This is a genomic window from Kribbella speibonae, from assembly GCF_004331375.1.
In the GTDB taxonomy this organism is placed as follows: domain Bacteria; phylum Actinomycetota; class Actinomycetes; order Propionibacteriales; family Kribbellaceae; genus Kribbella; species Kribbella sindirgiensis.
Window position 1 is genome coordinate 138,420 of the sequence record NZ_SJKC01000007.1, and the last position, 23,212, is coordinate 161,631.

General features: G+C 69.7%; 27 protein-coding genes. 7 read left to right on the plus strand and 20 right to left on the minus strand.

The genetic code is table 11. The features are described 5' to 3' along the window. Positions 1 to 55: 55 nt before the first annotated feature. Complete coding sequence (locus E0H92_RS37440; RefSeq protein WP_131499622.1) at positions 56 to 634, plus strand: flavodoxin domain-containing protein; 579 nt, start codon at positions 56 to 58, stop codon at positions 632 to 634. Between the two features lie 24 nt (positions 635 to 658). On the opposite strand, the gene E0H92_RS37445 is transcribed toward E0H92_RS37440, so the two are convergent. Beyond that, positions 659 to 1,312, minus strand: a complete 654-nt coding sequence (locus E0H92_RS37445; RefSeq protein ID WP_131499623.1) for a response regulator — start codon at positions 1,310 to 1,312, stop codon at positions 659 to 661. 215 nt (positions 1,313 to 1,527) lie between these two features. On the opposite strand from E0H92_RS37445, the gene E0H92_RS37450 reads away from it, so the two are divergent. Next, positions 1,528 to 2,169, plus strand: coding sequence for a helix-turn-helix domain-containing protein (locus E0H92_RS37450; RefSeq protein ID WP_131499624.1), 642 nt, complete (start codon positions 1,528 to 1,530; stop codon positions 2,167 to 2,169). A 52-nt stretch (positions 2,170 to 2,221) separates the two neighbouring features. On the opposite strand, the gene E0H92_RS37455 is transcribed toward E0H92_RS37450, so the two are convergent. From E0H92_RS37455 to E0H92_RS37475, 5 genes are read right to left on the minus strand one after another with little or no spacing between them, the layout of a single operon-like run. Continuing rightward, positions 2,222 to 2,461 (minus strand): SHOCT domain-containing protein, encoded by a 240-nt coding sequence (locus E0H92_RS37455; protein ID WP_131499625.1) that lies wholly within the window; start codon positions 2,459 to 2,461, stop codon positions 2,222 to 2,224. A 13-nt stretch (positions 2,462 to 2,474) separates the two neighbouring features. Further along, complete coding sequence (locus E0H92_RS37460) at positions 2,475 to 3,017, minus strand: flavodoxin family protein (RefSeq protein ID WP_165550214.1); 543 nt, start codon at positions 3,015 to 3,017, stop codon at positions 2,475 to 2,477. A 13-nt stretch (positions 3,018 to 3,030) separates the two neighbouring features. Beyond that, positions 3,031 to 3,951 (minus strand): universal stress protein, encoded by a 921-nt coding sequence (locus E0H92_RS37465; RefSeq protein ID WP_131499626.1) that lies wholly within the window; start codon positions 3,949 to 3,951, stop codon positions 3,031 to 3,033. 10 nt (positions 3,952 to 3,961) lie between these two features. After that, the gene (locus E0H92_RS37470; RefSeq protein WP_131499627.1) at positions 3,962 to 4,840 is read right to left on the minus strand and encodes a universal stress protein; all 879 of its coding nucleotides are present in this window, start codon (positions 4,838 to 4,840) and stop codon (positions 3,962 to 3,964) included. 17 nt (positions 4,841 to 4,857) lie between these two features. Then, positions 4,858 to 5,418 (minus strand): hypothetical protein, encoded by a 561-nt coding sequence (locus E0H92_RS37475; RefSeq protein WP_131499628.1) that lies wholly within the window; start codon positions 5,416 to 5,418, stop codon positions 4,858 to 4,860. Positions 5,419 to 5,602: 184 nt separating this feature from the next. Here E0H92_RS37475 and E0H92_RS44485 point away from each other — a divergent pair, with 184 nt between their 5' ends. Then, complete coding sequence (locus E0H92_RS44485) at positions 5,603 to 5,842, plus strand: hypothetical protein (protein WP_165550215.1); 240 nt, start codon at positions 5,603 to 5,605, stop codon at positions 5,840 to 5,842. A gap of 75 nt (positions 5,843 to 5,917) precedes the next feature. Here E0H92_RS44485 and E0H92_RS37485 read toward each other — a convergent pair whose 3' ends face one another. Then, positions 5,918 to 6,967, minus strand: a complete 1,050-nt coding sequence (locus E0H92_RS37485; protein WP_131461260.1) for a zinc-dependent alcohol dehydrogenase family protein — start codon at positions 6,965 to 6,967, stop codon at positions 5,918 to 5,920. Positions 6,968 to 7,129: 162 nt separating this feature from the next. Between E0H92_RS37485 and E0H92_RS37490 the strand changes: the two genes are divergently transcribed. From E0H92_RS37490 to E0H92_RS37500, 3 genes are read left to right on the plus strand one after another with little or no spacing between them, the layout of a single operon-like run. Continuing rightward, positions 7,130 to 8,044: an ABC transporter ATP-binding protein gene (locus tag E0H92_RS37490; protein WP_131499630.1), complete on the plus strand. Its 915-nt coding sequence runs from the start codon at positions 7,130 to 7,132 to the stop codon at positions 8,042 to 8,044. Continuing rightward, positions 8,023 to 8,826, plus strand: a complete 804-nt coding sequence (locus E0H92_RS37495; RefSeq protein ID WP_131499631.1) for an ABC transporter permease subunit — start codon at positions 8,023 to 8,025, stop codon at positions 8,824 to 8,826. The genes E0H92_RS37490 and E0H92_RS37495 overlap by 22 nt, the downstream gene beginning before the upstream one ends. 2 nt (positions 8,827 to 8,828) lie before the next feature. Next, on the plus strand, positions 8,829 to 9,170 hold the full coding sequence (locus tag E0H92_RS37500; protein ID WP_131499632.1) for a hypothetical protein: 342 nt from the start codon (positions 8,829 to 8,831) through the stop codon (positions 9,168 to 9,170). A gap of 52 nt (positions 9,171 to 9,222) precedes the next feature. Here E0H92_RS37500 and E0H92_RS37505 read toward each other — a convergent pair whose 3' ends face one another. The 11 genes from E0H92_RS37505 to E0H92_RS37555 form a co-directional block, all read right to left on the minus strand. Then, positions 9,223 to 9,891, minus strand: coding sequence for a CBS domain-containing protein (locus E0H92_RS37505; protein ID WP_238173763.1), 669 nt, complete (start codon positions 9,889 to 9,891; stop codon positions 9,223 to 9,225). Continuing rightward, a complete protein-coding gene (locus E0H92_RS37510; RefSeq protein WP_131499633.1) occupies positions 9,888 to 10,448 on the minus strand; it encodes a universal stress protein in 561 nt (186 codons plus the stop codon). The genes E0H92_RS37505 and E0H92_RS37510 overlap by 4 nt, the downstream gene beginning before the upstream one ends. Next, complete coding sequence (locus E0H92_RS37515) at positions 10,442 to 10,738, minus strand: universal stress protein (RefSeq protein WP_131499634.1); 297 nt, start codon at positions 10,736 to 10,738, stop codon at positions 10,442 to 10,444. Before E0H92_RS37515 ends, E0H92_RS37510 begins: the two co-directional genes overlap by 7 nt. Positions 10,739 to 10,841: 103 nt before the next feature. After that, entirely contained in the window at positions 10,842 to 11,741 is a 900-nt protein-coding gene (locus E0H92_RS37520) for a universal stress protein (protein WP_202874019.1), read from the minus strand. 29 nt (positions 11,742 to 11,770) lie between these two features. Beyond that, the gene (locus E0H92_RS37525) at positions 11,771 to 13,399 is read right to left on the minus strand and encodes an NAD(P)-binding protein (protein WP_131499636.1); all 1,629 of its coding nucleotides are present in this window, start codon (positions 13,397 to 13,399) and stop codon (positions 11,771 to 11,773) included. After that, positions 13,400 to 14,389 (minus strand): thiamine pyrophosphate-dependent enzyme, encoded by a 990-nt coding sequence (locus E0H92_RS37530; protein ID WP_131499637.1) that lies wholly within the window; start codon positions 14,387 to 14,389, stop codon positions 13,400 to 13,402. It lies immediately after the preceding gene. 9 nt (positions 14,390 to 14,398) lie between these two features. After that, positions 14,399 to 15,574 carry a transketolase C-terminal domain-containing protein gene (locus E0H92_RS37535; RefSeq protein ID WP_131499638.1) on the minus strand — a complete coding sequence of 392 codons (1,176 nt, stop codon included), beginning with the start codon at positions 15,572 to 15,574 and terminating at the stop codon, positions 14,399 to 14,401. Beyond that, complete coding sequence (locus E0H92_RS37540; protein ID WP_131499639.1) at positions 15,558 to 16,148, minus strand: 2-oxoacid:acceptor oxidoreductase family protein; 591 nt, start codon at positions 16,146 to 16,148, stop codon at positions 15,558 to 15,560. Before E0H92_RS37540 ends, E0H92_RS37535 begins: the two co-directional genes overlap by 17 nt. Positions 16,149 to 16,153: 5 nt before the next feature. Next, positions 16,154 to 17,128, minus strand: a complete 975-nt coding sequence (locus E0H92_RS37545; protein ID WP_131499640.1) for a PEP/pyruvate-binding domain-containing protein — start codon at positions 17,126 to 17,128, stop codon at positions 16,154 to 16,156. Between the two features lie 22 nt (positions 17,129 to 17,150). After that, positions 17,151 to 18,158 (minus strand): type I glyceraldehyde-3-phosphate dehydrogenase, encoded by a 1,008-nt coding sequence (gap, locus tag E0H92_RS37550; protein WP_131499641.1) that lies wholly within the window; start codon positions 18,156 to 18,158, stop codon positions 17,151 to 17,153. A 33-nt stretch (positions 18,159 to 18,191) separates the two neighbouring features. After that, complete coding sequence (locus E0H92_RS37555; RefSeq protein ID WP_131499642.1) at positions 18,192 to 19,640, minus strand: DUF4389 domain-containing protein; 1,449 nt, start codon at positions 19,638 to 19,640, stop codon at positions 18,192 to 18,194. Positions 19,641 to 19,792: 152 nt separating this feature from the next. Here E0H92_RS37555 and E0H92_RS37560 point away from each other — a divergent pair, with 152 nt between their 5' ends. Next, the gene (locus E0H92_RS37560) at positions 19,793 to 20,101 is read left to right on the plus strand and encodes a 2TM domain-containing protein (protein ID WP_131499643.1); all 309 of its coding nucleotides are present in this window, start codon (positions 19,793 to 19,795) and stop codon (positions 20,099 to 20,101) included. A gap of 48 nt (positions 20,102 to 20,149) precedes the next feature. Here E0H92_RS37560 and E0H92_RS37565 read toward each other — a convergent pair whose 3' ends face one another. Both E0H92_RS37565 and E0H92_RS37570 read right to left on the minus strand, forming a co-directional pair. Continuing rightward, positions 20,150 to 20,761: an Rv1733c family protein gene (locus E0H92_RS37565; RefSeq protein WP_131499644.1), complete on the minus strand. Its 612-nt coding sequence runs from the start codon at positions 20,759 to 20,761 to the stop codon at positions 20,150 to 20,152. A 271-nt stretch (positions 20,762 to 21,032) separates the two neighbouring features. Further along, the gene (locus tag E0H92_RS37570) at positions 21,033 to 22,988 is read right to left on the minus strand and encodes a heparinase II/III domain-containing protein (protein ID WP_238173765.1); all 1,956 of its coding nucleotides are present in this window, start codon (positions 22,986 to 22,988) and stop codon (positions 21,033 to 21,035) included. Between the last annotated feature and the right edge of the window lie 224 nt (positions 22,989 to 23,212).

Below are 23,212 nucleotides of genomic sequence, written 5' to 3' on the forward strand. Positions count from 1 at the left end.
CACTGCCGCCGCACCGGGACGGCTGATGTTGTTGGAGTGATCGAAGGAGGTCCCGATGTCCAGGAAGGTACTGATCGCCTACGCCAGCAAAGCGGGCGCGACCGCCGGCATCGCCGGCGCGATCGGCGCCGAGCTCACGGCGCGCGGGCACGACGTCGACGTCGTCGACGTGAACCGGGTGAAGGACCTCACGCGGTACGACGTGGTGATCCTGGGCAGCGCGCTGTACATGCGCCGGTGGCGCAAGGACGCCGTACGGTTCCTCCGCCACAACGTCGACGCGCTCCGCGACCGTCAGGTCTGGCTGTTCCACAGCGGTCCCGTCGGGCCGGACAAAGACCAGGCCCAGGACATGCCGCCGGCCGTACGTCGTCTCGCGCAAGAGATCGGGGCACCGCCCGCGGTGACGTTCGCGGGCAGCCTCGAACCGGACACTGCCAAAGGTTTCCTGGCTCGACGCCTCGCCACCGGCGACCTCGCCGGCGACTCCCGCGACTGGACCAAGATCCGCGCCTGGGCAACCAACATCAGCACCACCATCGAGCCCACCGAACACGGCACCAACCGTCGCCCCGCGACCAAGCCCTCCCGCAAGCACGCGACCCGGCCACCAGCCGGTCACTTCCTCGGCTGACGACCGCAGCGTCGTGAAAGAGCGTCAGCGTCGTTGCTGCTTCTTCGCGTGTTCGACGGCGAAGACGGCGGCTTCGGTGCGGCGTTCCAGGTCGAGTTTGCGCAGCAGGGACGAGACGTAGTTCTTCACGGTCTTCTCGGCCAGGAACAGGGACTGGGCGATCTGGCGGTTGGTCTTGCCTTCGGCGATCTCGGCGAGGATCCGGCGCTCCTGCTCGGTCAACGACGCGTACCTGGGGTCCTCGGCCTCGGCCGGGTGCCGGAGCCGTTCCAGGACCTTCGCCGTCATCGACGGGTCGAGCAGTGACTCCCCGGCCGCGAGCCGGCGTACGGCGTCGATCAGCGCACGACCGTTGATCTGCTTGAGCAGGTACCCCGCGGCACCGGCCATGATCGCGGTGAACAGCGCCTCGTCGTCGGAGAACGACGTCAGCATCAAGCAAGCCGGCGGCTCGTCCATCTGCGATCGCACCTCGCGGCAGACGCTGATGCCGTCGCCGTCCGGCAGCCGCACGTCCAGCACCGCGACATCCGGCCGTACGGCGGGGATCCGTGCGACCGCCTCTGCCGCGGTCGCCGCGTCACCGACGACCTCGATGTCGGGCTCCGCGTCGAGCAGCTGGTGCAGGCCCAGCCGCACCACCTCGTGGTCGTCGAGCAGGAACACCTTGATCGTCATCGCTGTCTCCTTGGCTTCACGCCGTACCCGCCCCAGCCGGGCGCTGGCTCCAGCATGCCCCTGCCATCACGGTACTGCCAGGGACCTCGGTCCCGACCGGTTCGGGACCTTCGGCGCGTGCCGTCCGGCCCGTCCGGGAGTGACCTCGGACCCTGCCCACGCGGCCGTCCGGCTGATTGGCTGGAAGCAAGAGTTCGAGAGGAAGGCAGACCCCGATGGACACCCAGACCGCACGCGGGCCGAGCAGCCTCGGCCACCGGATCCGGCACCGCCGGCAAGCCCTCGGTCTGAGGACCGCGGAGGTCGCCGAACGCGCCGGGCTGACCACGGACCGCATCGAGCACATCGAGAGCCGGCCCTTCGCGCTGACCGGGGCGGAGCTGCTCCGGCTGGCCCATGCCCTCGACCTCACCGTCGAGGAGCTCACCGGGCCGCGGCATCCGGCGAACCCGCCGCGGCCGCCGATGGCGCCTGTCCTCGAGCCGATGCGGCGCGAGGAGTGCATCGTCCTGATCCGCGCCGGCTCGATCGGCCGGATCGCGTACAGCGGGATCGACGAGGTGGTCGTGATCCCGGTCAACTACCGCTACCGCGACGAACTGATCGTCTTCCGCACCGCCGCCGACAGCGCGGTCGCGCAGTTCGACCTGGACCCGATCGCGTTCGAGCTCGACCTCTTCGACGAGGGCCTGCGGGACGGCTGGAGCGTCCTCGTCAACGGCCTGGTCCGTCCCGCGACCGACGCCGAGACCGAGGCCAACCGCGACCACCTCGACACCTGGGCCGGCGGCACCCGCGAGACCTACATGATCATCGAACCGCACCGCATCACCGGCCGCCGCATCCGCTCCTGGTGACGACACAACTGAGGGGCTCACCGACTGTCCGGTGAGCCCCTCGGTTGTGTCGTCACACGTCCAGCTCGTGTTCGCGGAGCCGGGCGCGGGCCTCGTCGAATTGGTCGTGGGTCATCTCGCCCGCGGCGAACCGGCGTTCGAGGATGTCCAGTGGAGAGGGCAGGGAGGGCGGCGGGCGTCGCGGCTGCCGGGTCATCCGGACCGCGGCCCACGCCGCACCGCCCACCGCCACGACCCACAGGACGAGCACGGTGATCGACCAGAACACCGCAGCGGCCGTCGAGTGCATCATCGCCGCTCGCCTCCTATCCGGCGGCCCGCGCGGAACCGGTCAGCAGCCGGCCGAGTTCCTCGCCCCAACGCTGCGCGCGGTCGATCTCGACGTCGCGGATCGGGCCGGTCGTCTCGTTCACGAAGAAGCTCTCGGACGTGCCGAGCATCCGGTAGCCCTTCCGGCGCAGCACCTTCGCCGCCGACCGTGCCGCCGAGCCCGGCAGCCGTCGCACCTTGGCGATCCGGGTGTCGAACGTCGTCACCCGCAGGCGACCGGTGTCCCCCGGCTGGAGCGCGCCGAGCCACTCGCGGATCCCGATCTCGATCGGCATCACCACATCGCCTTGCTGCCACGCGCCCTGGCGCGTCGACAGCCGGCTCATCGAGAACGCGTGCGTCGGCCCGCCGACCACGAGCAGCCGGACGTCGCCGGGCACCACGTCGGGCGCCCGGTTCACCGGCACCGTCTCGGCCGGAACGTACTGCCGCAGCCCGTCCCGGATCGCCCGCGCGATCCGCTCGGTATTGCCGAACATCGTCTCGAACACAATCAGCGCACGATCCGTCTCAGCCATGATCCTTCTCCTCTCAGGTCGCCGGGACGACGGACCTGGTCTTTCGGCCGGCGAGCAGGTGCTTCCGTTCCGGCTCGGTCAGGTGATGCGGGACGATCGCGACCGGGCAGGTCATCGCGGCCGTCGACCGGCGTGCCACCGGGTCGATCGGCAGCGGTCCGCTGTGCGCGCCGACGACCACGAGGCCGACCTCGGCGCTCTCGTGCACCAGCGCCGCGGCCGGCGGCCGGCTGCTCAGGAACCGGGTCACCTTCACGGTCGGGAACCGGCTGGTCCACGGTGCGAGCGTCTCCGACAACACGTACTCGGCCCGGCTGATCCAGGAAGATTCCGGGTCCTCGTCGACGAACGCGCGCTCGGCCGGCAGCCCGGCGTGCACCACGACCAGGTCGCCCTCCCGCGCAGCCGCCTCCCCGAAGGCGAACTCGAGCGCCTCGGCCGACAGCGCCGTACCGTCGATGCCGACGGCAACTCTCCGGTCGAGCAGCGACGGCTTCCAGGACAGCGGTACGACGACCACCGGGCAACCGGCCCGCGCGGTCAGTGTCAGGTTCGCCTGGGTGTGCACAAGCCGTTGCGGTCCACGGCTGCGGGATCGTCCGACGACCAGCATCCGCGCCTTCCGTGCCGCGTGTGCCAGCACCCGGGACCGCGATCCTTCGCCGGCGACCGCCGCCAGCTCCAGCGCGTACCCGTTCCGGTGCCGCAGATGGGCGACAGCAGTCCGTAACGCGGCGTCCGCCAGGTCAGCCGGCGGCTTCGGCGCGTACGCCGTCATCGGGGTGGCCGAGCCGTGCGCCGAGTAGGGCGCCACGAGCACCAGCTCGGCCCCGGACCGCAACGCCGCCGCGGCCGCGTAGTCCACCACACGGAGGTTCTCCGCGGTTCCGTCGACCTCGACCGCGACGGGCCCGGTCCGGTTCCAGGCATTCATCTCTCTCACCTCATACTTGAACGGGCACGACGGCCAGTGGGCACGTCGCGTGGTGCAGGGCACCGCGGGTCACCGAGCCGAGCAGGACGGACATCAGCCGAGTGCGGTTCCGGCTGCCGACGACCAGGAGCTGGGCGTCGATCTCCTCGGCGCCGGTGACGACACCGTCCACCGCGTGGCCGCGCCGGACCTCGAACTGGATCGGCGTCTCCTGGTACTTGTTCTGCCACTCGGCAGCAAGGTTCTCGAGGTGCCGCTGGGCGTTCTCGGCCCACTCGGCGCCGACACCGGCGGTGTTCATCGCGTCCCAGCTGTAGACGGCCGGCAGGTCCCACACGTGCAGCAGCCGGACCGGCAGCTTCCGCTCGGCGGCTGCCGCGATCGCGAACTCGATCACTGCGGTGTTGTCATCGGTGTCGTCGACGGCGACGACCACCGGGCCTGCGCCGTCGGTCGGCTTCCAGTGCTCGGGCACGATCACCACGGGCACCATCAGGTGCGCCGCGTGGGTCACGACCGCCTCCGAGGTGGAGCCGATCAGCAACCGCTTGAACGTGCCGAGCCCGCGGCGGCCGACCACCAGCATCCGGCTCCCGGCGGCTGCCTCGACCAGCGTGCGAGCCGGCGGCCCGACCATCAGGTCCGCCTCGCGGTCGAGCCTCCCCCGCCTGTCGTCGAGGTACGTCTGAACCTCGCCGACGAGCTGCATCGACGCGTCATCGACGGCGTCCGCCTCCCAGCCGGGGACGTGGCGCAGCCGCTCGTCGATCACGTGCACCGCCTGGAGGGGCTCCTGCAGGAGCAGCGACTCCTGCAGGGCCCACTCCAGAGCACCGGTGTCACGCCAGGAGCCGTCGACCCCTACGTAGATGACCGGCTTGACGGGCATCGAGCTCACTCCCTCACTTACCGGAGCCACGGGTACTTGCGAACGAAGTCCAGGCTGCTCCACCACTTGCCGAAGCCCCAGACGTTGCCAGCAGCAACCAGCGCGAGCGCGACGACCGTGACGGCGCCGATGATGTGGTCGTCCAGCACCGGGTTGTTCTCCGGCGGCAGGTTCGCCGTCCACATCAGCACGTACAGCAGCGCACCGCTGACAGCCGCGATCCGCATCCCGATGCCGAGCGTCAGCGCCAGACCGATACCGGCCAGGCCGACCATGAACAGCGGGGTCACCCACCAGTCACCGACCAGGCCCTGGTAGAAGTCCGCGAACGGACCGGAGGTTCCCTTGCCCAGGAAGCCCGCGGTCGGGTTGCCGCCGTCGATCCAGCCCTTGCCGGACGGGGTCGCGTAGCCGAGGCCGAACAGCTTGTCGAAGAAGGCCCACAGGAAGGTCAGGCCGAACAGGATCCGCAGCACGGCAAGTGCACGGCCGCCCGCGGTAGTGATGATCGGGTGCCGATCACCATCGGGCTCCATCGTGGGAGCCGGGAACTGACGCCGATGCGGCGTGGTGGTCATGATGTCGTCCTTTCACTCGATTCCGACACCTCGATCGTGCGGTTCGACGGCGTCTGACGGTCAGAGCCGTTGTCACCCATCCATCGGTGCCGAAGGGCCCACCGCCCCCGGGACGTATGCCGCTGCCGACCGCGCGCCGGCCGGCCGACGCTGGAATCCCGGAACCCCAGGCAGGAGAGACCCGATGCCGACCGACCGACTGACCGACGACGAGATCGTCGTCCTGAGCACACCCGACGAGGACGAGGACACCTGGGTCCGTGCCGGTCAGGCGTTGCAGCGGGTGCTGCTCGTGGCGACGTCGTACAAGCTCGCCGCGTCGTTCCTCGACCAGCTCCAGCGCCCGGCACCGCGTTCTCAGGTCCGCCGCGTGATCGGCGGCCGGTGCACTAAGCGTCAGCCTCACCTGAATTTCGCTGGCTGACCCAGCAGTTGAGGGGTTCCACACCCGCGTTCCGGGTGTGGAACCCCTCATTTCGTGGGTCAGCCAGCGAAATTGTCAGAAGCCCTGGTCGCCGAACAGGGCGACTTTGAGGGCTCCTGTGGTGGCCGGGTCGGCGAAGACGTCGTAGGCGTCCTGCATCTCGTCGAGGCCGAACCGGTGGGTGATCAGGCCGGGCAGCTGTAGCCGGCCGGCGGCCAGCATGGACAGCAGACGCGGTGTGGAGTACGTGTCGACCAGGCCGGTCACGATGGTGACGTTCTTGATCCACAGGTCTTCCAGGTGCAGCGTCGCCGGTGCGCCGTGCACGCCGACGTTCGCGACCGTGCCACCCGGACGGACGACGCGAGTGCAGAGCTCGAAGGTCTCCGGTACGCCGACCGCCTCGATCGCCACGTCGGCGCCCAGTCCACCGGTCAGCTCGCGGACCTTCGCCTCGACGTCCTCGTCCGGCCCGAGAGCCAGATCGGCGCCACGTTCGAGTGCGGCCTTGCGCCGTGAGTCGGCGGCGTCGACGACCACGACCCGCGACGGCGTGAACAGCTTGCTGGTGGCCAGCGCGGCCAGCCCGATCGGCCCCGCGCCGACGATCACGACGGTGTCACCCGGCGAGACCGTGCCGTTCAGTACGCCGACCTCGTACGACGTCGGCAGGATGTCGGCGAGCAGCACCGCTTCCTCGTTGCTGACGTTGTCCGGCAGCTTGTACACCGACCGGTCGGCGAACGGAACGCGGACCTGCTCGGCCTGGGTGCCGTCGATCAGGTGACCGAGAATCCAGCCGCCACCACCGAGGCACTGGCCGTAATGCCCCTGCCGGCAGTACTCGCACCGCCCGCAGGCCGTGATGCACGAGATCAGCACCCGGTCGCCGACCGCCACGCCGCGAACGCCGTCGCCGACGGCCGTGATCGTGCCGACCGCCTCGTGCCCGAGGATCCGCCCGGGCTCGACGCTCGGTACGTCACCTTTCAGGATGTGCAGATCGGTACCGCAGATCGTCACCGCGTCGACGCGGACGATCGCGTCCTCGGGATCCTGGATCACCGGATCCGGCACCTCGCGCCAGCTCCGCTGCCCCGGACCGTTGTAGACCAACGCCTTCATCACAGACCTCCCTGAACGAGACTTCCCACCCTCGACTCTGGCGCGCCGCAACGGCCGTCACACCGGCCGAACAACACCTCCCGACAGGACCTTCGGCCCTGCCCCGCACTGCGGCCCCGGGCTTGACTGGAACTGCGGGAGTGCGACCTCAGGAGACCTGGCATGGAGACCGTCATCAAGACGCGTGGGCTGACGAAACGCTTCGGGCGCCGGACCGCCCTCGACCGGCTCGACCTCGACGTACCGCCTGGCGTGATCGTCGGGTACCTCGGGCCGAACGGCGCCGGCAAGACCACCACGATCCGGCTGCTGGCCGGGCTCATCCGGCCGAGTGCCGGGTCCGCGATGGTGTTCGGCTTCGACGCTGCCGACCAGTACGACGCACTGCAGCGCCGGATCGGCTACCTGCCCGGCGACTTCGTGGCGTATCCCGATCTGACCGGCACGCAGTACCTGAACTACTTCGCCCATCTGTACGGCGGCGTCGACCGGAACCGCATCGAGCTGCTCGCGAAACGGTTCGACCTCGACCTCGGCGTCCGCATCGGGGCCCTGTCCCGCGGCAACCGGCAGAAGGTCGGCATCGTCCAGGCGTTCATGCACGACCCGGACCTGTTGATCCTCGACGAGCCGACGTCCGGCCTCGATCCCCTGATGCAGCGGGAGTTCCGGGCACTGCTCCGCGAGACCCGCGACGCCGGGCGGACCGTGTTCCTGTCCTCGCACATGCTCTCGGAAGTCGAGGCCGTCGCCGACACCGTCGCGATCCTGCGCGCCGGCCGGCTGGTCACCGTTCAGTCCGTGCAGGCCTTGAAGGACCGTGCCCGGCGCCGCCTCGACCTGACCTTCGCCGGCATCCCGCCGGCCGCACGCATCCACGCCGTACCCGGAGTCCACGACGTCACCGTGGACGGCCACACCGTTCGCGTCACCGTGACCGGGTCGACCGCCGAGCTGATCAAGGCGGTCGCGCCGTACGACGTCACCAACGTGCTCAGCCACGAAGCGGACCTCGAGGCCGCGTTCCTCGACTACTACGACGGGCAGGAGGAACCATGTTCCGCAACGTCTTCCTGAAATCGGTGTACGACGCCCGCCGCGGACTGATCGGCTGGTCGATCGCGATCGCCGTCCTGGTGCTGCTCGAATGCGCGCTGTGGCCCTCGGTCCGTGACATGCCGGACCTGAAGGAGCTGTACCAGTCGTTCCCGGAAGAACTGCGCAAGTTCTTCAACCTGGAGGCGATGACCACCGGCGCCGGCTTCCTCAATGCCGAGCTGTTCACGCTGCTGCTCCCGGCGCTCTTCCTGATCTACGGCATCGGGCACGGCGCCCGTGCACTCGCCGGTGAAGAGGAACGCGGCACGCTCGAACTGTTGCTCGTGACACCGGTCTCGGGCTCGCGGATCGTTCTCGAAAAGGCCCTTGCGCTGGCCGTGTCGGTCACCGCGCTCGGCTGCGCGTTGTTCGCGGCAACGAGTATCGGCAGCCTGGTCTTCGGCCTCGGGATCTCGGTACCGGAGGCAGCCGGCGGTGCGCTCGCGTTGACGCTGCTCGGTATCGAGTTCGGCGTCCTCGCCCTCGCGGCCGGTGCGGTCACGGGCCGGCGCGCCACCGCGATCGCGCTGACTGCGAGCGCGGCGACAGCGGCGTACGTCGTCTACGCGATGGGCCTCATCCTCCCGCGGTTCGAGTCCTGGCAGCCGTACTCCCCCATCCACCAGGCCTTCCACGACGGGCCCCTGGGCGCTGGTCTCCAGCTCGGTTATCTGTGGCTGATCGCCGGCACCGTTGCCGTCGTCCTGTGCGCCCTTCCGGCGCTCGATGGCCGCGACATCTCGACCGCACACGCAGGCTGACCATGCCTACCGTTCCCCGTCGCGAGCTCGTCGCCTCACTGCTGATCGTCGTACTGCTTGCGATCCAGCTGCCGTTCGTTGCGCTGGGCAACCGCGCCGGCAGCTGCGTCTCGCTGGTCCTGATCGGCGCCGTCGTCCTGTTGCTCGCCGGCTCGTTGAGCCCTGACCCCGCAGGCTGGCTCGCTGCCGGCCTGGCTGTGGCCTCCGCGAGCACGGGCGCCGTGGCGATCGCGCTGCCGTCGGCTCTCCTGTCCACGATCTCCATCGGCACGCTACTCGTTCTCTGGTCCGTCGACGTCAGCGAGCACCTGACCTTCCGGTCATCCGAGCAGGCCCGGACATGAAAGAGGGCGGGTGAGCTGCCCCCAACTCACCCGCCCCCGCTTGCGGGTGTTCTCAGTAGAACGGTCCTGCGGCACGGGCCGTGTCGTCGAACGCCCAGGTCAGCTCGTTGTGCACGCCGACCACACCGTCCACGCCGGCGACCAGACTTCCGGCCAGTGCGACGGTGCTGCGCTGCGGTACCTGCCCGGTCAGCGTCACGACGCCTTCGAGTACGTCGATCTGTACGGCGAGCGGCTCGTCCCACAGGTGCCCGTCGACGACGTCCCGCCGGATCCGGGCCAGGATCTCCTGGTCGGGGGCGAGAAAGACGCGCAGCAGATCAGACCGCGTCACGATGCCGGTGACCTTGTCGCCGTCCGTCACGACCAGCCGGGTGATGCGGCGGGCGGCCATCAGCCGGGCGGCCTCGTCGAGCGTGCAGCCACCTTCGATGGTGACCGCGGGACTCGACATGAGCATCTGGGCCGTGATCGCGTCGGCCTTGGTCCGGATCGCGCCGCGCTGCCAGGGCCGGCGCGGCCTGCGCTGGAACTCCTCCTTGCGCAGCAGGTCGGTCTCGGAGACGACACCGACGATCCCTCCGAAGGCGCTACGAACGGGGACGGCGCTGATGTGGTGCTCGGCCAGGACGGCGGCGACCGCCTTGAAAGGTGTGTCCTCGGCGACGGTGACGACGTTCTTGGTCATCACATCGGACACAGTCAGGAAGTGACGCATCATGACTCCTTGGACCGGCGGACGATCGCCACCGGCGAGTCCGCGTGATGCAGAAGGCTCTGGCTGACCGATCCGAGCAGCAGGCCGGTGACGCCGCCACGACCACGGGAGCCGACGACGACGAGCGAGGCCTTCGCAGACCTCTTGATCAAGCGAGTGCTGGCCCGGCCCTCCGCTACGGAGGCGCGCACAGGCACCGTGGGGAACTTCTCCCTATAGGGCGCGAGGCTCTCGGCGAGCCAGTTCTGCAGCAGTTGCTCGGTGCTGTCGATCGGCGCGGCGTGTTCCGCCTGGGGCTGCCAGCAGTAGACGACGTCCAGCCTCTGACCGGTGCGAGCCGCCTCCTCGAAAGCGAAGGCGATCGCGTCCTCCGAGTCCGGCGACCCATCGGTGCCCACGACAACAGGTCCGGTACGGCGTTCGCCGCGCACCACGACCACCGGGCACGGCGCCTTCGCGGACACCGCCGTCGCCACCGACCCCAGAACCGCCGCCGACACCTTGTTCCGCGACCTGGTCCCGACAACCACCATCTCGGCGTTGTCCGCCTCGATCAGCAACGCGTTCGCCGGATCGGAGCTCGCCAGCCACCCGGAGCCGCCGTCATACCCGAGCCTGTCGCGCGCGCGTACTGCACAGCGGCGTCCAGCTCGTGCTGGAACTTGTCGAGCGGCATCGGCGGCGGCACATAACCCTCGACCCCGAGCGCCGGCCACCGGCTGACCTCGTTCAGATACGCACGGATCACCCGCACCGGCAACTCCCGCGCGGCCGCCGCATCCACCGCCCACCGCAACGCGATCTGCGCCTCGGGCGAGTCGTCGACCCCGACGAGAATGTACTTCGTCATGTCCGGAATTCCTTTCAACGGCCGGGATGCTTACCTCCACTCTCGTTCCGCCGCCGCCCCTCGGGGCAGGGCCGAACGTCCTGTGCCGGGTAGGGCTGACGGTTCAGCGCACGACGGCCACCGGGCAGGTCGCGTGGTGCAGGACGGCGCGGCTGACCGAGCCGAGCAGGAACCCGCGGATCCGGCCTCTGCCGCGGGATCCGACGACCAGCAGGTCGGCCTCGCGGGACGCCTCCTCCAGAGCCTTCGCCGGCGTGCCGTGAACGAGTTTCTCGGTGACCTTCACATCCGGATGGTCGACCGCCTGGCCGGCCACGGCCTCGCTCAGCACGACAGCACTGTCCTCCGCCAGTACGTCGAGATCGTGGACGGGAAACAGCATGTCGCCAGGTCCGGTGCTCGTCGGGTCGTGCCATGCGAGGACGGCGGTGACCGCCGCACCGGTCTGCTCGGCGAACTCGAAGCCGAAGGCGATCGCGTTCCAGCTCTCCACCGACCCGTCGACGCCGACGACCACCTGCCGCGGTCGATCCGGTTGCGGCCGCCAGTCCGCCGGTACGACGATGACCGGGCTGGTCGCGTGCGTCGCGATGTGCGCCATCACCGATCCCACGGCGACCTCACGCAGCTCGCCCAGACCGCGGGAACCGAGCACCAGCAACGAGCCGCCGGCCGCTTCCCGCAGGAGCACCGGCACCGGGTCGCCGATCAGCACCTCGGCATCGATCTCCACCTCGGGATGCCGGCGGCGAATGTCGCGGCAGGCCTTGTCCAGCAGCCGTTCGGCCGCCCGCCCGAGCGCATCCGCGCCGAGCGCCACCGCTGCGCTACCGCTGCCGCGCAGCGCCGGCCAGGGAATCACCTGGACCATCCGCATCCCGCGGCCGAGGCGTTGCGCCGCCCCCGCGGCCCAGCGCGCGGCCGCATCGCTCGCCGGTGTCCCGTCGTACCCGACCACGATCGGCCGTACGCCGAACCGCCGTACCTTGCCGGACCTGTCCACGGAAACTCCTCTCGTCGAAGCCGTCGCACTCAGGACCGCTCGCGGAACATGGTGATGGCTCCGCTCGGGCATTCGGTGGCGCAGAGGCCGCAGCCCTTGCAGAAGTCCAGGTCGATCTCGTAGCCCTTGCCGGGGCCCAGTTTGATGATCGCGTTGTCGGGACAGACGCCGAAGCAGTTGTCGCACTCGAGGCAGTTGCCGCAGGACATGCACCGCCGGGCCTCGAACAGCGCGGTCTCGGCGGTCAGCCCACCGGTCACCTCGTCGAACGTCGTGATCCGGCGCGCGACGTCCAGCTGCGGCCGGACGGTCGCCGGCGCGTCCGAGTAGTACCAGGTGTTCAGCCGGTCGTACGTCGCGAGCTCCGGCCGGTCCGGATGCGTGTACGCCGTACCCCGCAGCCACGCGTCGATGTTCCGCGCGGCCTGCTTCCCGTGGCCGACGGCAACCGTGACGGTCCGTTCGCCCGGCACCATGTCGCCACCCGCGAACAGGCCGGCGCGGCCCGTCATCATCGCGCCGTCGACCTGGACGACGCCGTCGGCGACGGTCACGTCGGGAAGATCCCGGACCAGCACGAGGTCCGCCTGCTGCCCGAGTGCGAGCACGACCGAGTCCGCGTCCAGCTCCTCGAACTCGCCGGTCGGCTGCGGGAACCCGGTCTCGTCCAGGCGCATCTTCTCGATCCGGACCCGGTCGCCACCGGCGTACACAATGGTCGACAGCCAGCGCATCCGGACGCCTTCCTCGAGCGCCTCCTGGACCTCGATGTCGTGCGCCGGCATCCGGTCACGCGTCCGCCGGTACACCACGACCGCGTCCGCGGCTCCGAGCCGCCGCGCGGTCCGGGCGACATCCATCGCGGTGTTGCCGCCGCCGTACACCGCCACGCGGCGGCCCAGCAGCGGCTGTTCGCCCTTCTCGAGGCCGGCCAGCATCGACACCGCGTCGACGATCCGCGCCGAGTCGCCGGCCGGGATGTCGGCCCGGCGCCCGATGTGCGCGCCGACCGCCAGGAACACGGCGTCGAACTCGTCCAGCGCACCACCCAGATCGGTCACCGGCGTACCGAGCTCGAGCTGCACTCCCAGGTCGGAGATCCGCTGGATCTCGCCGTCGACGACGTCCCGCGGCAGCCGGTACGACGGGATGCCGTACCGCATCATGCCGCCGGCTTCCGGCGAGTCGTCCCGCACGGTGACCTCGTGGCCGAGCCGCGCCAAGTGGTACGCCGCTGACAAGCCGGACGGACCCGCACCGACGACCAGTACACGCTTGCCGCTCGGCGGTGCCTCGACCGTCACCGCCCAGCCCTGCTTCAGCGCCTCGTCGCCCAGGAACCGTTCGACCGAGTTGATACCGACCGGCTCGTCCAGCGTCGCCCGGTTGCACGCGGTCTCGCACGGCCGGTAGCAGACCCGGCCCATGATCGCCGGGAACGGGTTGTCGACCATGATCTGCCGCCAGGCGGCCTCGTAGTCGCCCTCCTCGGCCTTCGAGAGCCATTCCTGGACGTTCTCCCCCGCAGGACAGGCGTCGTTGCACGGCGGCATCCTGTCCAGGTAGACGGGACGCTCGGTTCGCCACGAGCCGGTCTTGTTCGCCAAGCTCGAACCCACGTCGAGGGTGATCGCAAACGGGTGTGGACTGTTGGGCATCTAAACCACCTCGTCGGGTTCGGTCAGGCCGAAGACGCGGACGGTGCGGTCCGCCTCGGCCTGGATCCGGCTGATCACGTCGTCGCGCGGGACCTCGCCGAACAGGTGCGCGAACCGTCCCTGCGGCCGCAGGTAGTCGACGACCGGCCGGCGCCGGCGGATCCGCGTCACCTCCGTCACCTCGCCGTCGACGGCCTCGAACACCGGGAAGACACCGGTCTCGGTGGCCAGCCTGGCGATCCGGATCGTCTCGTCCGAGGCCGTCCGCCAGCCGAGCGGGCACGGCACCAGGACATGCAGGTAGCGCGCGCCGTGGTACTCCATCGCCTTGGTCACCTTGTATTCGAGGTCACGCAGATCGGCGACGGTCGCGGTGGCGACGTACGGGATCCGGTGCGCCATCGCGATCAGCGGGAGGCTCTTGCCCTGGCCGAACGAGTTCCCGGCCGGTGTCGTGGTCGTCACGGCGCCGTGCGGAGTGGCCCCGGACCGCTGTACGCCGGTGTTCATGTAGCCGCCGTTGTCGTAGCAGACGTACAACACGTCGTCGTTGCGCTCGAACATCCCCGACAGGCACGCCAGCCCGATGTCCACCGTGCCGCCGTCACCGCCCTGGCCGACCACGCGGACGTCGGTCCGGCCCTTCGCCTTCAGCGCGGCGGCGACACCGGTCGCCACCGCGGGCGCGTTGCCGAACAGCGAGTGCAGCCAGGCGACCCGCCACGACGACTCCGGGTACGGCGTGGAGAAGACCTCCAGGCAGCCGGTGGCGTTGACGGTCACCGCCCGGTTGCCGGCGGCACGCATCACCGCGTCCAGCACGTACCGGGCGCCGAGCGCCTCACCGCAGCCCTGGCAGGCGCGATGGCCCATGGTCAGCGAGTTCGCCCGATCGGCGCCGGCCTGCACCGAGCGCTGCTCGGGATCGAGCAGGCGGTTCCCGACCGCGAAGCTGCCGGTCTGGTAGAACTTGATCCGTTGCGCAGGCATGGTGCCTCCTCAGCCCGTCCGCCGGAGCTCGCGCTCGACTACGTCGTCCTTCAGATCCAGGAAGGTCAACGGCTTCAGGCGATCTGCCGCGGCCTCGGTCAGCATCGCCCGCAGCGACGCCTTGGTCACCGGGCGGCCGCCGAGGCCGGCGATCACCGTCGCGATCGACGCCTCCGGCACACTCCCCCGAACGTCCGCGGACACGATCCCGCCCATCCCGACCGCGAGCGCCCGCTCGAGGACGACCACTCGGCGCGCACCGCGCAGCGCGGCCCGCACCGCTTTTGACGGGAACGGGCGGAACGTGGTCACGCCGAGCACGCCGATACTTACGCCTTCCGCACGGAGCTCGTCGACGGTGTCCTTCAGCGTGCCGAGCACCGAGCCGAGCGCGACGACGACCGTCTCCGCACCCAAACATCCGTACGGCCGGACGAGCCCACCGGAGCTCCGCCAGAACTCCCGCGCGAACTCGTCGGCCACCCGCGGAATCACCGTGAGTGCTTCCCGGTGCCGCAGGTGCGCGAGGTACCGGACCTCCGTGAACGCGTCCGGGCCGACCATCGCCCCGATGGTCATCGGGTCGTCGGGGTCCAGTACCTGACGCGGACGGTACGGCGGCAGCATCGCGTCCACCTGTTCCTGCGACGGTACGTCGACACCCTCCACCGCGTGTGTCAGTACGAATCCGTCCATGCAGACCATCACCGGCAGCGAGAGCTCCTCGGCGATCCGGAACGCCTGGACGTGCAGGTCGGCCGCCTCCTGGTTGCTCTCGGCGTACAGCTGGATCCAGCCGGAGTCGCGCTGCGACATCGCGTCGCTGTGGTCGTTCCAGATGTTGATCGGGGCACCGATCGCCCGGTTCGCGACCGTCATCACGATCGGCAGGCCGAGCCCCGCGGCGTTGAACAGTGCCTCCGTCATGTACAGCAGGCCCTGGCTGGCGGTCGCCGTGTACGCCCGGGCGCCGGTCGCCGACGCCCCGATCGCCACGGACATCGCGGCGAACTCGGACTCGACGTTCACGAACTCGCACGGCGCGAGCTCACCGGAGGCGACCAGCCGGCTCAGTGCCTCGACGATATGGGTCTGCGGCGAGATCGGGTACGCGCAGACCACCTCGGGACGGCAGCGCGCGACCGTTTCCGCGACCGCGCGCGATCCCTCAATCTGTGAGCGCATCAGCTGCCTCCTCGAGTGTCCGCCGGGCCAGCTCGAAGGCTGCCCGGACCGCCGCGACGTTGCCTTCGGCAATCTGTCCGGCGAAGCGGTCCCGGACGACGGTGACCACCGACTCGGCCTGCACCTGTCCGGTCAGCGCGGCGAAGGCGCCCAGCAGTACGGCACCGGGCAGCGGCCGGCCCAGGTGGGTCAGCGCCAGCTCGGTCGCCGGGACCGTCAGTACGCGTCCGGACCTGAACCGGCGCACGAACGCGTCCAGTCCGAGTTCGGCGAGCGACCATGACGTGTTGATCAGCAGATAACCGTCGTTGCCGAGACCACCGAACACGTCGGTGTGATGAATCAAGGTGGCGTCCTGCACGATCACCGCGTCCGGCTCCGCGATCGGCTCGTGGGTCCGGATCGGCCGGTCGCCGATCCGGCAGAAACCGACCACCGGTGCGCCGGTTCGCTCCGACCCGAAGGTCGGGAACGCCTGCGCGTGCCGCCCTTCGGCGAACGCGGCGACCGACAGCAACTCGGCCGTCGTCACCACTCCTTGGCCACCGCGGCCGTGGATCCGCACCTCGAACATCGGGCTCACCCGAGCTGCGGTACGGCGACACCGCGGCCGCGGGCTGTGATGGTCACCGCGGGAACCATCCACGGGCGGACCTCGACGACGTAGAGAGTCCCGGACATCCCGTCCTTCGCCCATTCCAGCGTCATCGGGCGGCGGAAGTGTTTGTCGGCGGCCTCGGACCATTCGGCGAGTTGCCGGAGTTCGTCGTCGGACAGCACCAGGGCCATCCGCTCGTCGTACGTCGTGGGGATCCTTTGGGTGCCGCGCGGATCGGCGTACACGGACTTGGTCAGCTTGGCGCCGCGGTGCCGCACGATCAGTGGCCTGCTACCGGGGTGAACGGAGTACTGGTCGGCGTCGCCGACGGGCGGCTCCCCCAGACCCCACGCGGCGCGGACCCGAACGAACGTGCTCTCGCCACGCGCCGAACCGGAGGCGCCGACATCGGCGCGCACCATCGACTGGACGGTCACCGGCATCACGGCCTTCAGGTGGTCGCCGCCCATCGCCTCACGGTTGCCGACAGCAACCGCATTGAACAGCGACGCGAAGCACCGCCGGCAGGCCGCGACCACGTCGGCGCCGGACCGCAGGTGCAGAAACACGTCGTCCTGTATGCCGTCCGCCGGCTCAACCGGGCTGCACCGTACGGCGACATCGGTACCGTCGCCGCCCAACTCGTCGTACGCGGCCATGATCTCGTCGGTCAGCCCCGTCGGCACCGGCGCATCCCGGAACGCCGACCGGATCTCGGCGGCCGCGACGACCAGGTCGCGGCCGGCGCGGAACCGGCGGATCGCCTGCGCTATCGACGGACCGAGGCGGCCCTCCCGGACGAACTCCCGGTACGCCGCCGCGGTCACCGCGAACCCCTCGGGAACGCGGATGCCGTCGCGGGCCAGCCCCGCCAGCCGGGAGGCCTTCACCCCGATCTGCTCCACGCGCGCGGGCTCGGCGTCGCCGTCGAGCCGTACGACGTACTCGGTGTTCATCTCTCCTCCAGAGCTGCTGAGGTCAGAGCGAGGAGGCGACGAGCTCGGTCAGGTCGACCAGGCGGCTCGTGTAGCCCCACTCGTTGTCGTACCAACCGAAGACCTTGACCAGGTGGTCCTGGACCTGCGTGAGCTGCGCGTCGAAGATGCACGACGCCGGGTCGCCGACGATGTCGCGCGACACGATCGGGTCCGTGGTGTAGCGCAGGATGCCCTTCAGTGGACCGGCCGCCGCGTCGGCGAACGCCTGGTTCACCTCCTCGACCGTGACCGGCCGGGACAGCTCGACCGAGAGGTCGGTGAGCGAGCCGTCCTCGATCGGGACCCGCACCGCGACGCCGTCGATCTTGCCGGCCAGCTCCGGGATCACCAGGCCGACCGCACGGGCCGCGCCGGTACTGGTCGGGATCAGGTTGGCGGCCCCGGACCGTCCGCGCCGCAGGTCCTTGTGCGGGGAGTCGAGCAGCACCTGGTCGTTGGTGTAGCTGTGGATCGTCGTCATCAGCCCGCGCTCGATCCCGAACGCCCGGTGCAGCACCGACACCATCGGCGCCACGCAGTTCGTCGTACAGGAAGCGTTCGAGATGACGTCGTGGGTCGCCGGGTCGTAGTCGTCCTCGTTGACGCCGAGCACGACGGTCGCGTCGACGTCCTTGCCCGGCACCGACAGGATCACCTTGCGGGCGCCGGCGGTGAGGTGTGCACCGGCGCCCTCCCGGGTGCGGAACTTCCCGGTCGACTCGATCACGATGTCGGCGCCGACCGCGGCCCAGTCCAGCCGGGCAGGATCACGCTCGGCGGTGGCCCGCAGGGTCCGGCCGCCGACCGTGATCGTCTTCTCGGTGTGACCGACCTCCTCCTTCAGAGGGCCGTACGTCGAGTCGTAGCGGAGCAGGTGCGCCAGCGTCCCCGGCGCGGTGACGTCGTTGATCGCCACCACCTCGATGCCACTGGATCCGCGCTCGAGTACGCAGCGCAGGTAGTCCCGCCCGATGCGCCCGAACCCGTTGATCCCCACTCGTACGCTCATGATCGGCCCTTCAGTCGGTCTCTTCCGTTGTTCTCATTCCATCGGCGCGGGCGGCGGTCCTGGCAGGGCCGAAGGTCCCGGCTGCGGCCGCCGGACGACCGCCACCACGACGAGGGCGACACCGAGCAGCAGCGTCAGACCGGCGCTCGCGAGCACGGCGATCCAGGCCCACTCCAAGGACGGAGCGGTGGCCCCGACGTCCGCGCGGACACCGATGTTCGCGCTGCCGTCGGCCGCCATCACGACGAGCGTCCAGTCGCCGTTCTCGACCGGCCACGTGATCGTCTGCTCACCCGGACCGGAGGACTGGACCCGCCAGATCTCCAGCTCGGCCGGCGAAGACGACGGCGCGCCACCCGCGTGGTCGTCGTACGTCGTCCGGTTCGTGCCGATCGACCTGACGGTGGCGTAACCGACGCCGGTCAGGTACGTCGCCACATCGGTCGACCTCGCCAGGCCGACGAACACCGGTACGCCGTCGGTCGAGGTCACGCGGATCCGGACGTCACCGAACCAGTCGCGTGGGATCGTCGTGGCGCCGACGTCGATCGTGAAGTTCTCACTCGTCAGCGCGTAGCCGGTCGTGCTCAGCGTCACCTGACCCGAGGTGACGAAGCCGGCCGAGTCCCGGCGTCCCTCGTCGAGCCAGGCCAGCGCGCCGCCGACGGCCAGGCCGGCGACCGAGGCCAACGTCACGACGATGCCGACGACGAGCGCGATCACCCGGCCGGCGGTCATCCGGGGCGGTGCCTGCCCTGGCAGCTGTGACGCCCTGTTGGGCGTTCCCGGGCCCGCGGGCGGCGGCTCGTGCAACTTCGTCGTACCGGGATCGTCGCCGCCCAGGTCCAGCCGGAACGGCGGGTACTCGTCGACCATCAGTCCGGCGTACGCCGCCACGCGCAGCGCCCAGCGGTTCATCCCCAGCACGAAGTCGAAGACCGACCGCGGATACCGTCCGGTGAACAGCAGCACGATCGCGGCCACCAGAACGAGCAGGCCGACCAGCCCACCGCCCCAGGCCCAGGCCCGGTCGTCCGCCTGCGTCGCGAACCAGGTCCCGCTGCCGACGAAGAACGCGACCACGAGGTAGTGCGGGATCGCCAGCAACCACCACTTGACCAGCACCAGTCCGCGGGACAGGTGCTCCGGGTACTTCACCTCGAGGTGCGCCGGATAGTCCGGTACGTCGTGCAGCGTGAACGGCGGGTACTTGTCGGTGCCCAGCGCGCCGTACGCGTAGAACTGCACCCGCCAGCTCCACCGCAGTACCCCGACGTTGAAGTCGAAGATTCCCCGCGGGTAGCGGCCGGTGAACAGGATCGCGAAGAACGCCACGAAGCTCAGCAGTGCGAACGCGATCCACAACACCGCCAGCACGAACAGGTGCGGAATCACCAGCACCCATTTCACCAACCACAACCAGCGATTCAGCCGGTCGTCGAGCGCCCCGTCCACCCGGACCGGGTACGTCGTCGTACTCATCACGTCCTCCCGTCGCTTGTCCGTTTCCTCCAGCGTCGAACCGGAAAACGCCGGACCAGCAGAGCCGAAGGTCCTGCCCGAGGCACGTCTTGCTGCCCTGACCGGCCGGCCCGCACCGGCACACGCTGGAGACGAGGAGCAAGGAGGCAGTGATGGAAGTCAAGGACGAGAAGGTCGTCGATCGGCCGCTGCGGGCCGACCCCGACGAGAAGTTGCGCGAGCAGGCGGTCGAGGAACTGCGCAAGCGGCGTGACCTGGCCGGTCACGTCCTCGCCTACCTGACGGTGAACACCTTCCTGATGGTCATCTGGTACCTCACCGGCGCCGGGTTCTTCTGGCCGGCCTTTCCGCTGTTCGGCTGGGGCATCGGCCTGATCTTCCACGCCTGGGACGTGTTCTGGCCGCAGCCCAGTGAGGCCGCGGTGCAGTCCGCGATGGAGCGGATCGTCCGGCGTCGTTGACGGAAACGAGCCGGTTCCTCTTCAGGGACCGGCTCTACTTCTGGCCGCCTACTTCTGGCCGCGGAGCCAGCGGGGTGCGATCGTGTTCCATTCGGCGTCCCAGGTACGCAGCCGGCGCCGGTCCAGCGGCACCCGCGCGAGGCGGAACAGTCCCCACAGCACGAGCCACGACCCGAACACGGTGAAGATCCCCGCGGTGATCCCGAACGCCGCATCGTCGGCCGTGGAGCGCGGCGCGGCCACGATGGTCCCGGAGTTGTCCAGCCAGACGGTCACCTCCGCGCCGGTCTTGGTGCCCCTGACCACGCTCGTGTACCCCTGGCGGTCGACTCCCTGCGTGTCGACGTACCCGACCTGAATGATGGTCAGCACGTCACCGGGCACACTCGGCACCTCGTGTTCCGCGCTTTCCAGCGTCCGCGCCTGCACCTGGTGCAGGGCGGCCCGCTGCCGGTCCGACGACGCGTCGAGCGAGTTCCGTACGCCGCTGCCGATTGCCGCCCCGACCGGGATCATCAGCAGCGCGACGGTCAGCGCGCACCAGAGCAGCACGGTTTCGAACCGGTCCGACTGACGGCGCAACGGGTTGCGGCCAATTCCCAGCCGACGGGCCTGCATGAGCACCCACAGCTCCCCAGAACGTTGCTTCGCGGCACTCATGACAACCTCCCCTGATCCGGCTTGGACGCAGGGGACCGGCTCCCCGGACCGTGGTCCGTCTTGGCGACGGTGGGTCTCGTGGCTCTCGGCCACCCCTTGTCGGTTCGGTTCCGGCGAGCCGGTCTTTCCCCTGCACTTCCAGATTCGGCGGTCCGGCGCGCTGGGGTCAGGGCCCAAGGTCCTGAGCTGCGCCGGACCCTCGTCACTCACGGATCAGGACCTCCACGAGCGGTCACCTCCAGCAGTACGTGCTCCGGTCTCGCGGCCGGGGTCAGCCGGCTCGGTAGAGCGAACCGCCGCCGGAGATCGCGATGGACGCTGCCTTTCCACCCACGTTCAGGGAGACCATGAACGTCGTCCCCGACCAGTAGGACTTGTAGGTCACCGCGCCCGACGCACGGACCGGGACGACGAACGACAGGATCGACGCCGTCGTGCCGGAGCGAGCCATCATGATCGTCGGCGCCGACTTGCGGACGTAGCTGCTCGGGTAGGTCCACCCTTGGATCGGGCTGGTCTGTCCCTGCTTCACCAGGGTTGCTCCGGCCGGCAGTGCCTGCCTGAACGGGAGCTGGAAGAGGACCGTCCTCGTGCTGTCACCCGGCGCCATCGCCGTGGCGGTCGTCCGCGAGTACACGGTCGCCCGCTGATCGGCCGGCAGATGCCACAGCGTCTGGAACGCCTGGGCTGTCCGCGCCGAGGCCGTGTCCCAGGTGACGATCAGATCCGGGTCCTTCAGCACCAGCACCCGCCGTACTCGGCTGATTCCGCTGCCCGGCGCGTCTGTGAGCACGTACGACTCCGAGTTGGTCTTCACCGTGTACGACGTCAGCTTCGTGACCGGGTTCAGGTACGTCGACATCGGTGTCGACAGCACGCTGTGCGCGGTCTGACCGAGCGTCCACGTGCGCCACACACCGGCGTTGTACGCCGCGTACCCACCATTGATGACGATGTCGCGCCCACGCGCTGTGTAAGTGATTCCCGTGTGGTCGAACTGCCCGTGGAACGCCCGCGCCGGCCCGAACCGGATGCTGTACGCCGACTCGCCCGCGAACCCGCGTGCGGGATCGGTGCCCCAGCCGGTGCGCCCGAACACGTACCCGGCCGAGTAGACCCCGACCCGCCACGGCGGCGCGGTGCCCCGCGTACCCAGCGATCCGGCGTACTCCATCGGCGTCCCCGGCCACGGATAGGTCGCCTGCAGCTCGGTGTCGCCGATCTGCGGCAGCTTGCCCAGCGAGTTCGTTGCCAACGTCAACCATTTGCCCAGCAGCGCCCGCCGGGTCACCATCGTCGTACCGGGATCGACTCCCCCGTTCTGCAGCACGGTGATCGCCCGGCCCCACAGCGAGTAGTTGAACGACGCGTAGCCCGTCGACTGCTCATTGGTCGACCCCTGCGCGTCGATCGACGTGGTGATCGCCGCCGCCAGCCGCTGCACCGCGAGGTTCTTGTAGTCGCTGCGGCTCAAGGTGACCCCGACACCGAACAGCGCGATGCTCTCGTCGGTGCCGTGGTTCCAGGCGCCGCTCCAGTAGTTCGTGAGGAACCGCGCGTGGCTGAGCAGCGCCGCGTCGACCCACGCATAGCGAGCGGGGACTGTTGTGACCTTCAGTCCGGACAGGATCGCCTGGCGCAGGCAGATCAGCACGTTGGTGCGGTGCATGGTGGACTCCCACGCGCCGACGTTCGCCTTCCACGAGTACGGGTTGTCGCGGTACCAGTCGTACGCGATCGTGTTCACCCTGGTGAGCGCCGTCAGGTCACCCTTGCTCCCGGCAATGATCCCTTGGCCGAGCCAGCGCAGCGAGTGGAACCACATGTACCAGCTGGCGTTCTTGTACGGATTCAGCGCCCAGTTGATGTTTCCGCCGCCGTTGCCGACCTTGTACGCCGCGTACGGCTGCCACGTGAACTTGTCGGCGTACAGATTCGCCAACGGGTTCTGTGCATCCAGCCCGCTGAACCCTGAGCACGCGTAGAACGGTGCCGCGAGAGTCTGTACCGCTTGCTTTCCGACATCCGTGGCCGGCGCGGACGTCGCGGGCACAAAGTTGCTCGCACCGGGCACGAACTGGGCCTGTCCCGGAGCCGCCGGTGCCGGCGCGATCGTGATCCCGGGCGTCGCCGTCGGTGCTCGCATGCTGCCGGTGGCGGTTCCCGCCGCCCCCACCAGCAGAACGGCGATCCCTGCTATCACGCCGTAGGTCCGTGTGAATCTCATCGGTCCTTCCCCCTCCTGCGTCGCCGCCGGCCGGCGGCGATGCAATCGAGGGTCAGGCGGGTCGTCGACGCTCCCCAGGGGCCAAGGTCCCCATCGGACTAGGCCGGTCAGCGTCAGCTGTGCGCAGATCTCCACCGTCGCGGCCATCGCCGGAATTCCGCCGGCGACCTACCAGGGCCGTCCGGTCCACCCGCACGGGAACTTTTGCCCTGCCGGGCGTGCGC